Origin of the sequence: Kineosporia sp. NBRC 101677, assembly GCF_030269265.1 — a bacterium.
GTDB classification, from domain to species: domain Bacteria; phylum Actinomycetota; class Actinomycetes; order Actinomycetales; family Kineosporiaceae; genus Kineosporia; species Kineosporia rhizophila.
Map to the genome: position 1 here is coordinate 19,646 of NZ_BSTA01000016.1, position 13,319 is coordinate 32,964.

The window sequence follows — 13,319 nt, forward strand, 5'->3', positions numbered from 1 at the left end:
ACTTGCCGCATGGAGCGAGCGCTACCCGACCTCGGTCACGAAAAAGCTGCTCCGTCAGAAGGCTTCAGTAGCAGAGCTGTTCCGGTCCAGTTCTGGGTGAGGATTCATAGCCTCAGAACCCCGAATTCGGAGCAGCCCCGATCGACCCTGGCCGCCGCCTTCCTTCATGGCCGTGCCCAGGACAGTGCCTGCGTCGTGGCCATCCTCGCTCAGGACGGCAGGGGTTCGAGGTGGCGGCTGCTGAGTCCGTCGAGGGAGATGGTCATCAGTCGCCGCCAGCGGTGCTCATCGCCGACGATCTGCACCGTGTTGCACAGCGATCCGCTGAGGGCAAGCAAGTCCTCGGTGCTCACACCGGGTCTGATGACTCCCGCCTGTTCACACCGCTCGCGTAGTTGATCGATGAACACCCGGCATTTGTGCACGCACGACTCCGTCGGGCCGCCGGTCTGGATGTAGCTGTCCATCAAGGCGCGGTTGTGGGCCTGGGTGGTCAGTGCCTGTTCGAAGAAGCCCGATAGTGCCTGCCAGGGATCCGGCGTGGCCGCGGCGCGTTCGTGGGCCTGGGTGAGCCAGGCGGTGAACTCCTGCTCCAGGCTCAGGCGCAGCAGGTCCTCCTTGGACGGGAAGTGGCGGTAGAGGGTGCCCATGCCGACTCCGCTGCGCCGGGCGATCTCGCGCACGTCCACGTCTGCGCCGTGCTCGGCGAAGACGGCCGTGGCGGCCGCGATGATCGCGGCCCGGTTGCGCTCGGCGTCGGCTCGTCTGGGACGAGTGGCCGTCGATGCGCCGACAGTCGTTGCAGTACTCGGTGCAGCGGTCGTTTCGGCGGCGCGGGGTTCACTCACGCGTTCAGGATACGCCCGAACGCGAGTATGCGGAGCAAGCGCTCCGCTCATGCTACGTTCAAAGGGAGCGCTTGCTCCGCTTACCCCTCATCGGGGGACGGCACACTCATTCATCAGACGGAGAGCACCATGACCACCCTGGGCATCATCGGCAGCGGCAGCATCGGCACCGCCATCGCGCGACTCGCCATCGCAGCCGGACTGGACGTGGTCCTGTCGAACTCGCGGGGCCCACAGACCCTCACCACGCTGGTCGCTGACCTTGGCGCAGCCGCACGCGCCGCGACACCGGAGGAAGCGGCTCGTGCCGCGGACCAGGTCGTGGTCGCCATCCCCCTGACCGCCTACCGCTCCCTGCCCGTCGCAGCCCTGCAGGGCAAGGTGGTCCTGGACACCATCAACTACTACGCCACCCGCGACGGGCACATCGAGGACCTGGACCTGGGGCGGACCACGACGTCCGAACTCGTCCAGGCCCACCTCGTCGGCGCCCGCACCGTCAAGGCGTTCAACAACATCGCCGCTTTCCACATCCCCGCCCTGGCGCGACCGGCCGGATCGCCCGACCGCTCGGCGTTGCCGATCGCCGGGAACGACGCAGCCGCCCGGAGCGAAGCGGCCGAACTTATCAGCCGTCTGGGCTTCGACACCGTCGACGCTGGTCCGCTCTCGCAGAGCTGGCGCTTCGAACCCGAGACCGCCGCCTACGCCCCGGCCTACGCAGCCGACCCCGCGGCCGTGCTTCGAGGCTGGCAGCAGATGGTGGACGACCTACGTGAGGGTCGGGCTCCCCAGTTGCCCGCCCCTGACGCCGGATCTCCGCTGCCGGCCGCGCGCCTGAATGAACTGCTGGCCAGTGCCGAGCGCAAGTTGACCGCCGACCGCATCGTGGCCTGAAGCTTCCCGAGCCGGATGACCGGCTTGACCGACAGGGCGTGAACGTTCGCAGCAGTGGCCCACTTCAGATGAGGGAGGTGGGCCATGGGATCGCCAACGGCGATGACCGCGTCACAGTGCTTCTCCCGGCGGGTCTGCTGTCAGCCGGCGGCGGCCTGGAGGCCGGTTCTGCAGGCCAGGCCAAGGCCCTGACTGGCGCCGACTCCTACTCACACATCACGCCATCGCTGTCGGCATCTCGGGACCAGCCGTAGCGGATGTCTTCGGGCCGAGCCAAAAGCTGGTGGTTTCGTGTCCGGAGGGATCGGCCAGGACGCCGGTGAATACGACGCACCAGTCGTCGGCGAGGGTGACGTCGGCGGGGTCGCGGCGTAGTACGTCGTTGCCCCGCTTCGACGGCCTCGACGATCCAGGAATTCGCGCTACGGGCCAACGATGGTGCCCGGGGCGGCCTGGATTCCGGGGAACTGGCGCAACTGCCCACCTGCCCCGCCTCGGAGGCCGCGCTCGTGCACTCGAGATCGTGCTCACCGGCGACCTCAGCGGCGCAGCGACCGCCAAGCGTTGGGGTGGGTGGACCGAACAGAGTCGCGCTACCGGACAGGCTCTCTCCCCATTTAGCGGATCTTGCTCCTGCCGCTAGTGAAATCCCAGGGCCCATGAGACACGGACCAGGCAATTCATTTCACGTATGCCTCGTCCTTGCACCGGCAGCTGTGATGCACTCAGGACCATGAAGCCGAGCACCCACCGGTCCCCTCTGGCCCTCGCGCTGACGCTCGTGTCGGCCGGACTGGTGGTCGGCCCTTCGCTGATCGCTCTCCCATCAGCAACCGCCGCGACTGCGTCCGTAAACTCCCTGGACGACACCACGGTCACCCGCCCCGACGGGCTGGTCGTGGCGGGCGGGATGACTCAGCCGGTCTTTGCGGCCGCCCGGGTGATCAGGGAACGGATCTGGGTCGAGACCGCTGTCGACACCGATGCCGACGGTCGTCACGACCGGGTCGCGATCGACATCGAACGCCCTGCCGCCAGAGGGCGAGTGGCCAGCATCCTGGAGGCCTCCCCCTACTGGGAATGCTGTCAGGACGTCGTCAGGCACCCGGTGGACGTCCCCCGGTTGCCTCAGGAGCGGATCGGTGACGGAAAAGGGGTGAGCGTCAGTTCAGCGGTGGAGCTCCAGGCCGCGCAGGCCAACCGCGCGGCCGCCAGGACCGCGGACCGCTACGTCTCGCGGGGCTACGCCTCCGTGCATGCCCAGACGATCGGGACGGCCGACTCGGACGGCTGCCCCACCAGCGGCGACCACAACGAGACGCTGGCGGTGACCGCCGTGATCGACTGGCTGGCCGGTCGCGGTCGTGGCTTCCACAAGGACGGCACCCCGGCCAAAGCCACCTGGAGCACCGGCAAGGTGGGCATGATCGGCACGTCCTACAACGGGACCCTCGCCCAGCAGGCGGCCACCACCGGCGTCGACGGCCTGAAGACGATCGTGCCGGTCTCGGCGATCAGCAGCTGGTACGACTACTACCGGGCCAATGGTCTGGTGGTGGCGCCAGGCACCTATCAGGGCGAGGACACAGACATCCTGGCGCGGCTGGTCGTATCTAACCGCCAGAAGAAGATCTGCGAGCCCATGATCAGGGCGATGGAACGCCAGCAGGACCGGGTCACCGGTGACTGGAACCGGTTCTGGCAGGACCGTGACTACGTGCGATCAGCCGGCAAGATCAAGGCGAGCGTGTTCGTCGTCCATGGACTAAAGGACTGGAACGTCAAAACCCGGCATGTCCAGCAGTTTTGGAACGTTCTGAACCGCAACGACGTGTCCCGCAAGATCTGGTGGCATCAGGACGGGCACGGTGGACCCTCCGACGACGACACCTACACCCTGCCGAACGGAAGGACTGCCACCTTTGACGACGTCGTGAACCGCTGGATGGACCATTGGCTCTACGGCGTCGACAACGGGATCGAAAAGGAGCCGCGGGTGATCATCCAGCGAGCGAACCGCACGTACCGCACCTACCGCAGCTGGCCGGACAAGCGGGCTCGCAACCGTAGCTACTCACTGGCCGCACTGGGCGGCACGCGCCGCGTCCAGTCCTTCGTGGACGCCGGCTCGAAGAAATCGGCGCAGAAACTGGTGAGGGAACCAGCGAAGGCCAACCCGAACCGTCTCGTCTACCGGAGCCGCAAACTGACGGGAGCCACCAGGATTTCTGGTACACCCCAGGTCAGACTGAAGCTCTCCGTCGACAACCGGCGCGATGCCAACGTCACCGCACTTCTGGTGGACTACGCCCCGTCCGGCAAGGCAAAAATTGTCAGCCGCGGCTGGACCGACCCGCAGAACCGGACCTCCACCCGTGCCAGCAAACCGCTGGTCAAGGGGCGTTTCTACGATCTGAAGTTCGGGCTTCAGCCCCAAGACTACGTTTTCGCTGCCAGGCATCGCATCGGACTGGTCGTGATCTCCACCGATTTCGAGTACACCCTGCGTCCGAAGTCGGGGACGAAGATCAGCGTGAAACCAGCGGCCAGCCGCATCAATCTTCCTGTGGTCGGCTGAGTGAGGCTCGGGAGGTCCACCAACCGGTCCGATCGCAGCCCCAGTCCGCGCTGGACACCAAGGGTCCGGTCCTGACCGGCGTTCGGTTGAACACTCTGTCTGGATGCGTGGGAGGCGTTCCGAGCAGATGCCCTGAGGCAGGCCATGAGCGCCGCCGAGGTGGACTCGGGGCCGGCCGGAAGCCGGATCTGCCTGCACTCGGACGGCACGGGCGAGGGAACGTCCACGCGACGCCGGTCAGGTAACCGGTGAGCATGGAGCTGAAAACAATCAGCGAGCTCCTCGTCCGTCAGATCTGCGTCGGCTGGAGAGCCCACGCAGGCACGGATGAGCTCACGAACTGGAGCCATTACGTCCGACCTCCAACCCTCCCGGGCCTCACGGGGGATGATCGCGCGGTCTGGCGGCGCCCAGGGTTGGTCTACGGCTGAGCGAAGTGGCAGTGGGCTCGAACAACGTGGAAGTCAGATCACGCGGTCCGGCCCGTGACGCTTCCCCAAGCGCCGGGCCCGGGTGTCGACGCCGACCAGCCACGGCGAGATGAGGTCCTCCGAGGCATTCCGGCAATTCTCGAGAACCTGCCGGAGACCGGGTCGAACGTTCCCCCGCCTCCCGGTCTCGGCTCTGGCGGATCCAAGGCACAACCCTTGTTCAGGCAACCCCGCAAACGCCCGCACAGTCATTCCGACGCCAGGATCCGGCAGGCAGGCCCCACCGGTGGCAATGCCTGGCCACGACCTTGGACAGCTGCAGAGTGTTGTGAACCTGCAGGTCAACGGTCACTAGACGTAGGTGTGGAACAAATCAGCGGTGGTCTGGGTGAGGCGACAACGCCCCCAGGACCTCTCCCCGCAGGAGCCGCTCATGCTTCATCATCGCCACTCCCAACCGCGCAACCGCGACGTGCAGCGCACGCCCCGCCGTCGAGTGTTCGCTCTGGTTGTGGGAGCCGGGGGCATCCTTGTTCTCTTCATCGCCGGCCTTGCCCTCTCGATCGCCGCCGCGCTCGGCATCGGATCGCAGGAGGAAGCAGCCGAAGCAAACCGGCGCGCCAGCGTCCACACGGCCCGGCCCAGCTCCTTCGACGCAGAGACGCCAACCATGTCGCCCGCGCCCATCGTCATCCCGGGGTCCACCACGGCCGGCATCCACGGCGTGGCCACCGGCTATCCGCAATCAGCAGAGGGCGCCGCCGCACAGCTGGCCGCCATTGACGTCGCGGTGCTCAGGGAATCCATGGACGCGGCCGGCGACACCCTGAGCGATTGGTCCCACGGCAACGCACAACCGGGCTGGAGCATCGAGGCGCTCATCAACGAGGTACGCCAGCAGCGCGGCCACCGCCCCGAGGTGATGCCGGTGATGGCCCGCATCGGGCGCACCGCCACACTCAACCGCTTCGACGTCTGCGTCCTGCTGCAGGTGCAAGACGCGAGCGAGCGCCGTCAGAGTCCAGACCGGTCGGCCCACTCCTTCGCACACTGCGAGGCCATGGTCTGGAACGAACGCCGCTGGCTCATTGCCCCCGGGAAGGCCGCCCAGCCGCAGGCAGTCCCGCAGCCGGGATCCGCTGAGGCCTACAAGGCGGGCTACCGAATGCTCCAAGGAGCGGCCGCACCCGACCAAAGGTGAAACCCGCAGGTTAGACCCTGAATTTGGGATTTTCGTGAAACAAGAACGAGTTACATATGCCCCGATTGTCTTGACATTGAAAGATGGCGGAGAGTAAACGAATGGTTGCACTGAAGAACAGTGTGCAGACGGCCACGGGAGACCACAGGTGAACAGGCGGATCAGCGCCGCATTGACGATGGGTGTGGCGCTCGCCGCGCTGGTGGCTTGCTCGGACTCGGGAGGTGATTCGACGGCGGAGCCCTCAGCCTCTGTCGCGCCCACTACAGCAGAGCCGTCCCCGACAGTCGATCCCGAAGTGCAGAAGGCTGTGGATGCGTACTTGGCCTATAGTGCGGCGTCCAACAAGGCTCAGGAGAACCCGGTTGGCAAGGGGGAGAAACTCCCTAAGGAAGCCGACTTTGAACGTTGGTCCTTCGACCCGGCTCGGGCCCAGACGCTAGTCGACATCCATGTCTTGGATACGTACAACGCTGAGTACCGAGGAAACGCGCCCGAGTCGCACGTGGATGTTGAGAGTTCCGATCTTGCAGCATCTCCTTACCCGCTGGTGAAGCTGACCGACTGTCTGGTTCCCCGTGGTGAGTATGTGCCGTTCAACCGGAAGACCGGTAAACCCCTGCGTTTGACGGGTGGCGCCAATCTCGAGGAGCCCTACCTCTCGATGATTGAGGTCGTCAAGGTGGACGACCGCTGGGGGGTCCGGTCCCTTGAGGTGCAACAAGAGGGAACATGCGAACCCTGAGGACGTACGCCTTGGCCGGGCTGTTCGTCCTTGCCCTCAGTTTCAGTTCGATGCCAGCACACGCCTCCTGTCCAGGTAAGAAAACTGACGGGCTGTGCAACTACAAGGGTCGCGTTTGTTTTGCTCTAACTCAGGAATGCGAAGAAAACGGGGGAGAGCAACCGAGCAGCGGAGGCGAGACGCCGGGGGCGCCTGAGTCACGTCGCTCAACACGGAACACGATGAGCGACCTCTGCGAGATCGCGCTAGCGGTGCCACAACCCCCCGCTTCAGATCCTGTCTGGCGAGGCAATTCTGACGGAGCCGTCTACACGAGGACTTGTCCGATGTCAAAGGACCGCGTGCCCGTGATGACTACCTATTGGGCACCGCCAGAGGCGGAAGCCGAGGTGCTAGTCGTCGATCCCATACTCCTGGCCGAGCAGGCGAGGAGCAGTATGCGTCTGCCGAAACCGAAGTTGGCCCGTTCGCCAGGTAACTCGTCTTGGGTCAACGAGTACACGTGGGTGTGGTTGGAGAGCGCCTGGAAGGAAAAGGAGGCCACGGCCAGGGCCGGGGCGTCCTGGGCCACGGTCACCGCCAAGCCCAAGAAGATGCGTGTCACTGCAGGATCGCAGAGCGTCTCGTGCCCGGGCCCAGGAAGGGCATGGACGCCAGCCGACGGCGCCGGTGCCCCGTCCAAAGGCGGGTGTGCGCTCATGTTCTCGGAGTCAGGGAAAGGGATTGACGTGACGGTCACGGTTCCATACGAGGTGTCATGGACCGGATCCGGTGGCTCCGGTGGCGATCTGGGCGTGCTCACGATGACCGCGACGCAGTCGGTTACGGTTCTGGAGGCTGCGGCGGTGGCGCGGTCATGACTGCCGGGCCATTCGGGGTGCCGGTCGCGGCCCGCGAGCGTCCGCCCGTGCGACGGCGGCGTAGCCCCGTGCGACTTGTCCTGACCTTGCTGCTGTTCGGGGTCGTGATGCTTGTGATCGGGTTCGTGATCGAGCGGGCGGGAGCAAAGACACAGGTCCTGGTGCTGGCGCAACGTGTGGTGCAGGCGCAGGAGATCACCCGGGCCGATCTGACGAGCACCGATCTGGCTGGCGGGGTTTCGGCGATCTCGGTTGATCAGCTGGAGCGGGTGCTGGGGCAGCATGCGGCGTTCACGATGGAGGCCGGCACGTTGCTGCAACCGACGTCGTTGATCGGGCAGGACGCTGCCGATGCCGGCCAGTCGAGTGTCGGCATCAGTGTGCCGGTGGGTTTGGTGCCGGAAGGGCTGCGGGCTGGGGACACGGTCCGGGTGATGCAGATCCCCGAGCCGGAAAACGACTCTAACGACCAGACACTGAACGGGCTTTCGCCGGGCACGGTGCTGGTGGACGGCGCCCTGATCACCGCCGTGTCCGAAGAGCCCACGAGTGCGGGGAACCTGGTGATCACGGTGCGGGTGCCGACGGACGTTTCGGGGCCGCTCCTGGTGGCCAGTACCTGGGGGCAGGTCGGTCTGATCCGGGTGGGCGGGGCGTGAGCGCTCTCTGCAGGGTCGAGGGGGCGTGGCGTGCGCTCCGTGGTGGGGGTTTTGAGATGAGGAGCAGGGCATGACGGGGGCCGTGAGTTACGCGCTGGTGCGGGAACTGCGCGCGCAGGTCGCTCAGCGGATGACCACGGCCCGCAGCGTCCGGGCGCAGGCCGGTCAGGGCGAGCTGGGCACGGGGGAGGAACGTCAGCTTGCTCTGGCGCTGATTGCGGAGGCTGTGAGGGATCTGGCGGCCACGCACGTGGCGGAGGGCCGCGGGGCGCCGGACGGGGTCAGCGACGGGCGGCTGGCGTGGGCGGTGGAGGCGGCCATGTTCGGGGCCGGCCCGCTGCAGCCGCTGCTGGAGGACGAGGACCTGGAGAACCTGGACCTCAACGGGTACGACGAGGTGTGGGCGACGTACGCCTCCCGGGGCCGGGTGCGGCTGCCGCCCATCGGTGACTCGGATCAGGATCTGATCGACATCCTGCGCTCGCTGGCCAGTTACGCCGGTCCGGTGGCCCGCCCGTGGAGCACGGTGCACCCGCAGCTGGATCTGGGTCTGCCGGGCGGGGTGCGGGTCTCGGGTCTGCTGGCGGCCTCGGCGCGTCCGCAAGTGTCGATCCGGCGTGACCGGCTGGGGCCGCAGGCGTTCCTGGACGTGCCGCCGCGCCGTTACGCCGATGCCATTTCCCTGGTGGAACTGGGGACGATGGACCGCCAGTGCGCGGCGTTCCTGGGCGCGGCGGTGCGGGCTCGCGCGAACATCCTGATCGCGGGGGCCACGGACGCGGGCAAGACCACGTTGTTGCGGGCGATGGCGAACGCCATCCCGCCGGGCGAGCGGATCATCACGATCGAGCAGGCCCGGGAGTTGCGGCTGGGGCGTGAGGCCGCGCTGCACGCCGATGTGGTGGAGCTGGAGACGGTGCTGCCGTCGGCCGATCACAAGGGGGGCCTGGAGGGCGCGGATCTGGTGCGCCGGTCCAAGCGGATGAATCCCGACCGGCTGATCTTCGGTGAGGTCCTGGCCGGTGCGGAGGCCCGCGCCATGCTGGAGGCGATGCTGCAGGGCGGTGACGGGTCGATGTCGACCATCCACTCCCGCAACGCTTATGGCGCGATCGCCCGGCTGATCATCGGTCTGGGGTCGTTGCGGGAGCCGGTCCAGCCCTCGACGACGGCAGCGCTGATCGGGCAGGCCATCGATTTCGTCGTCTACGTCCGCCACGTTGCCGGATCGCGCCGGGTCGTGACCGAGATCCTGGAGATCTCCGGCCATCAGGGCGAGAGCGTCTCGTACGCGACCATCTTCGTCTCGCCGGAGCCCGGCGAGCAGCCAGCCGGACTACCGCACGTCTCTGGGCGGGGCGAGGCCCCCGGCGAGAGCTACACGCCAGCGCGCCGGGACACGCGGATTCCGCTGCGGCGCGCGGGCTTACTGGCCCAGCACGGTTACACCGATGAGCTGGGGGAGCGGCTCAACGCTGAGGGCACCCGGTCGGAGCGACGCCGCAACCGGCAGGACCCCGGTGATCGGTCCGGCAGTCACCGGCTGCCCGTGCCCGAGCCGGAACGTGCCCGGCCGTGGTCGGATCTCATGCCGTCCACACACCCAGCTATCAACGTCGGTGCGGTCGAGCCGGCTGAGCCCCTGGGGTCTGTACACCTGGCGGGGAACGCTGTCGAAGCACCGGCCGGCAATGTCGACCCGGCGGGCATTCCTGAGTCCTTGCTGCAGGATACCTGGACTGCAGCGGATCCGACTGACCTAGCATTCGTCGCAACGTCTTTCAACAGCCGGGCGCCGGGTGATGGATCAGATGCCCTGGTCGAACATGTCACGGTCGACGGTGTCGTCCGCGCGAGCCTGGATCTGCCAGACGACGGGCGTGTTGACAGCGAGCCGATCGTTCACCGTCGCAGGCCTGAACCGCTGGCCCCGGCGCCTGCTGCCGCCGATGATGCGGACGCAGCAGCGTCCCTGGACGGCGACAAGCTGGTCAGCGAGGTCCACGACGCGCCAGGGGCCATGGCTGGGCTGACCGCGCGTGCTACCAGCCCGATCATCGATATGGGCGCACGCCGGCGAGGCGCTGCGCAGGCCGTGTCCTCCGCCGAGGCGCCCCTGCTGGTGCCTGGCGAGAACGATCACTACAAGGGGACGTCCGTGGCCACCGTGGGCGCCGACGTCGAGGAGGCGGGGGCTGAGGAGGCAACGCGAAGTTCCGGCTCGGGGACCGGCTGGCCCTCTGCATATCCGACCCGCCGTGGCCGGCGTGCCCGGCCGCCCGCTTCACCGCACACTTCGTCCGTAACGTCCAACGAGGCAGCAGGATCCGGCGTGCTCGACAGGGCCGCCGGCTATCGCGACGAGGGACGGGCCGGGGAACAGGGGCCGGCCGAGCCGTGGCTGGCCGAACCGGCGTCGTTGGTCGCAGCTACGGACATACCCGGCCACCGGGCGCAGGCCGGACCGGGGCCTGCTGATGAAGACGACGTGCCGGAGTGGAAACGCCTGGGTCTGCCGCGGAGCCAGCGATGACCCCCACCCCATCCATCCTGCTCCTGAGCGCACTGCTGGCCCTGTCCGCCGTCGCCGCCCTGAATCTTCTGATCACCGAGCTGCGCGCCGCCCGCGCCGACTCGTCACCGGCAGGCGAGAACGCCGGGGACCGTAATGGCTCCTGGCTGCCGGGCGGGTCCGTGCTGGACGCGGCCGGCCCGGGACGACGGTGGACGCCCTTCGTGGTCCGCTGGGTCGCGGCGGGGGCTGTGGCGGTGCTGGTGGGCTGGGCGACCGGGTGGCCGGTCGCGGCGGTGGCCTGCGCGGCTCTGGTGGTGGCGTGGCCGGTGCTGACGGGTGGCCGTCGCGCCGAGCGTCGTGACATCGATGTGCTGGAGGCGATCGTCACCTGGACCCAGGGCCTGCGCGACACCGTGGGTGGTGGCGCGAGCCTGGAACAGGCGATCGGGGTCAGCGTCGAGGGCGCCCCGCCGGTGCTGCGGCCCGGCCTGGAGCAGGTCCGCAGTCGCATGATGCTGCGTCAGCCCCTGGACAGTGCGCTGCGGCCCCTGCAGGGCGTTCCCGGCGCCGACTTCGTGGTGGCAGCGCTGATCCTGGCGGCCCGCCGCCGGGGTGACCGGCTGCCCGACGTGCTGTCGGGGATCGTGGCCACGTCCGCGCACGAGGTCGCACAGCGGCGGCAGATCATGGCGGCCAGGGCGGGTATTCACCGCAGCGTGCAGATCATCATGGCCGTCACGGCGGGGATCCTGGCGTGGATGGCGACGGTGGGCGCCGCCTACATGGCCCCCTACGACAGTCTTTCCGGCCAGGGGGTGCTGGCTGTCGTCATCGCCATCCTGTCGGCGGGCTTCATCTGGCTGCTGCGCCTGGACGCCACCAGCACCGGCCCGGGATTCCTGAGCGACACGGAGCTGAGCGCCCGCCAGCACCGCATCATCGACTCCCTCGCCCGGCCGCCGGCCGCCACACCCATCACGCCCATCACCTCGCCAACCGCCGTGGCCACCTCCTCCGCGGCTGGCGCCCGCCCCGTCTCGTCCCTGGGTAACGGCGTGGACGCCGGCGAGACGGCCTACCCGCAGCAGGTGCGGCCATGGTGATCACGATCGTCCTGGCGGCAACCGGGGCCGCTGCCGTCACGGCGCTGGCCACCGCCCTCTGGCCCGCCCAGTCCCTTCCTGCTGGCCGTCCCGGTGAGCGCTCCGAGGACCGGGCCGACGTCCGCGCCCGCAACGCCGGAGCCGTCCGCGGTGGTGGGCGCAGCGCCGGGTCCACCGTGGACCCGGCCCGGAGGGCAGGGGCGGGTAGGGCGGTCGTGTCGTCGGTCTCCGATGCCCTGTCGGCCTCCGGGGTTCCCTATCCCGGTGGGCTGGGCCGGTGGGCGGCGCGGCGTGGCGCCGGGATCCGGGTGACACCGCAGGACCTGGCCATTAGCGGCTATGAGCACGACGACGTGCTGACCGCCAAGATCCTGACCACCACGGCAGCCGCCGTGAGCGCCCTGGCCAGTGGAGTCGTCCTCAATCGGGTTTTTGCACTTGGTCTTCCGGGGGTCGGGGTGCTGCTGCTGGCCCTGCTGTTCGGGGCGGCCGCCTATCTGCTGCCCGACGCGGTCGTGCGCAGCCGGGCCCGGGCCCGCCGGTACGAGTTCGAGCAGGCGCTGCCGGTGTGGTGTGACCTGGTGGCGCTGGAGATGGCCGGTTCCGCCGCTCCGCAGGAGGCCCTGGTCACCGCGGCCGAGGCGGGCACGACCTGGCCGATGCACGTGGTGCGCAACACGCTCTACCGGGCGGTGCGGGCCCGTGAACCGCACTGGCCGGCCCTGATGAGTCTGGGCCAGCGCATCGGCGTGGAGGACCTGGCCCAGCTGGGACGACTGTCCCAGCTGGTCAGCCACGAGGGCGCCCAGGTCAGGGACACCCTGATCGAACGGGCCGCCAGCATGCGCCGCCGCGCTCTGGCCTCCGCGCTCGGCCAGGCCGGGCAGCGTGACGAGTCCATGCGCCTGGCCGTGCTTGTCATCGCCGCCGGCGTCATCCTGCTCCTGCTGTACCCCGGCGTCATCGCGGTGATGAACCTGTGAGCGCCCTGGACGCTCCCGCCGAAGCCGATCGCATGGCAGGGGAGTGGGCCTGCCCTGCGGCGGATCGTCCCAGACGCCAGTGCGGCCCGTCCGGGGCCGGCCAGGGTTTGCGTGTGCATCGGGACGCCGGGGCCAGCACGGTGGAGCTGCTGGTGTGGTTTCCCGCGCTCCTCCTGCTGGTCGTCATGGTCCTCCAGGTCTTCGGGTACGTCTGGGCCAGGGAAACAGCCCAGGGCGCAGCCCGATACGGCGCTCACCACGCCGCCCTGTACGGGGGCACCGACGCCGACGGGCGCCGCCAGGTCGACGCGTACCTGAAGGAGGTCGCCGGGCCTCTCGTCCAGAAACCCTCGGTCACGGTCTCCCGCAGCGAGGACACCGTCACCGTGACCATCACGGCCCGCCCCCGCCAGATCCCTCTCCCCGCCCTGAAACTGCGCAGCTTCACCGTGCACGCCCACGGGCCGATCGAGCAGTTCACGGCCGGGCGGTGAACACC

General features: G+C 68.3%; 10 protein-coding genes. 9 read left to right on the forward strand and 1 reads right to left on the reverse strand.

Annotated features, from left to right (window positions below; all coding sequences use genetic code 11):
- Window positions 1-209: 209 nt before the first annotated feature.
- The gene (locus tag QSK18_RS32485; RefSeq protein ID WP_285627216.1) at window positions 210-848 is read right to left on the reverse strand and encodes a TetR/AcrR family transcriptional regulator; all 639 of its coding nucleotides are present in this window, start codon (window positions 846-848) and stop codon (window positions 210-212) included.
- A gap of 129 nt (window positions 849-977) precedes the next feature.
- On the opposite strand from QSK18_RS32485, the gene QSK18_RS32490 reads away from it, so the two are divergent.
- The 9 genes from QSK18_RS32490 to QSK18_RS32530 all read left to right on the forward strand — a co-directional run bounded on the left by QSK18_RS32490 (window position 978) and on the right by QSK18_RS32530 (window position 13,314).
- Window positions 978-1,745 carry an NADPH-dependent F420 reductase gene (locus QSK18_RS32490; RefSeq protein WP_502894306.1) on the forward strand — a complete coding sequence of 256 codons (768 nt, stop codon included), beginning with the start codon at window positions 978-980 and terminating at the stop codon, window positions 1,743-1,745.
- 733 nt (window positions 1,746-2,478) lie between these two features.
- Entirely contained in the window at window positions 2,479-4,323 is a 1,845-nt protein-coding gene (locus tag QSK18_RS32495; RefSeq protein WP_285627222.1) for a Xaa-Pro dipeptidyl-peptidase, read from the forward strand.
- A gap of 864 nt (window positions 4,324-5,187) precedes the next feature.
- Window positions 5,188-5,955 (forward strand): hypothetical protein, encoded by a 768-nt coding sequence (locus tag QSK18_RS32500; RefSeq protein ID WP_285627225.1) that lies wholly within the window; start codon window positions 5,188-5,190, stop codon window positions 5,953-5,955.
- A 148-nt stretch (window positions 5,956-6,103) separates the two neighbouring features.
- Entirely contained in the window at window positions 6,104-6,700 is a 597-nt protein-coding gene (locus tag QSK18_RS32505) for a hypothetical protein (protein WP_285627228.1), read from the forward strand.
- An 877-nt stretch (window positions 6,701-7,577) separates the two neighbouring features.
- Entirely contained in the window at window positions 7,578-8,219 is a 642-nt protein-coding gene (locus QSK18_RS32510) for a hypothetical protein (protein WP_285627231.1), read from the forward strand.
- 70 nt (window positions 8,220-8,289) lie between these two features.
- Window positions 8,290-10,752 carry a TadA family conjugal transfer-associated ATPase gene (locus tag QSK18_RS32515; RefSeq protein WP_285627234.1) on the forward strand — a complete coding sequence of 821 codons (2,463 nt, stop codon included), beginning with the start codon at window positions 8,290-8,292 and terminating at the stop codon, window positions 10,750-10,752.
- Complete coding sequence (locus tag QSK18_RS32520) at window positions 10,749-11,837, forward strand: type II secretion system F family protein (RefSeq protein ID WP_285627237.1); 1,089 nt, start codon at window positions 10,749-10,751, stop codon at window positions 11,835-11,837. Before QSK18_RS32515 ends, QSK18_RS32520 begins: the two co-directional genes overlap by 4 nt.
- Window positions 11,831-12,820, forward strand: a complete 990-nt coding sequence (locus QSK18_RS32525) for a hypothetical protein (RefSeq protein ID WP_285627239.1) — start codon at window positions 11,831-11,833, stop codon at window positions 12,818-12,820. The genes QSK18_RS32520 and QSK18_RS32525 overlap by 7 nt, the downstream gene beginning before the upstream one ends.
- Window positions 12,821-12,933: 113 nt before the next feature.
- Window positions 12,934-13,314: a TadE/TadG family type IV pilus assembly protein gene (locus QSK18_RS32530; RefSeq protein ID WP_232813221.1), complete on the forward strand. Its 381-nt coding sequence runs from the start codon at window positions 12,934-12,936 to the stop codon at window positions 13,312-13,314.
- The last annotated feature ends 5 nt before the right edge of the window (window positions 13,315-13,319 follow it).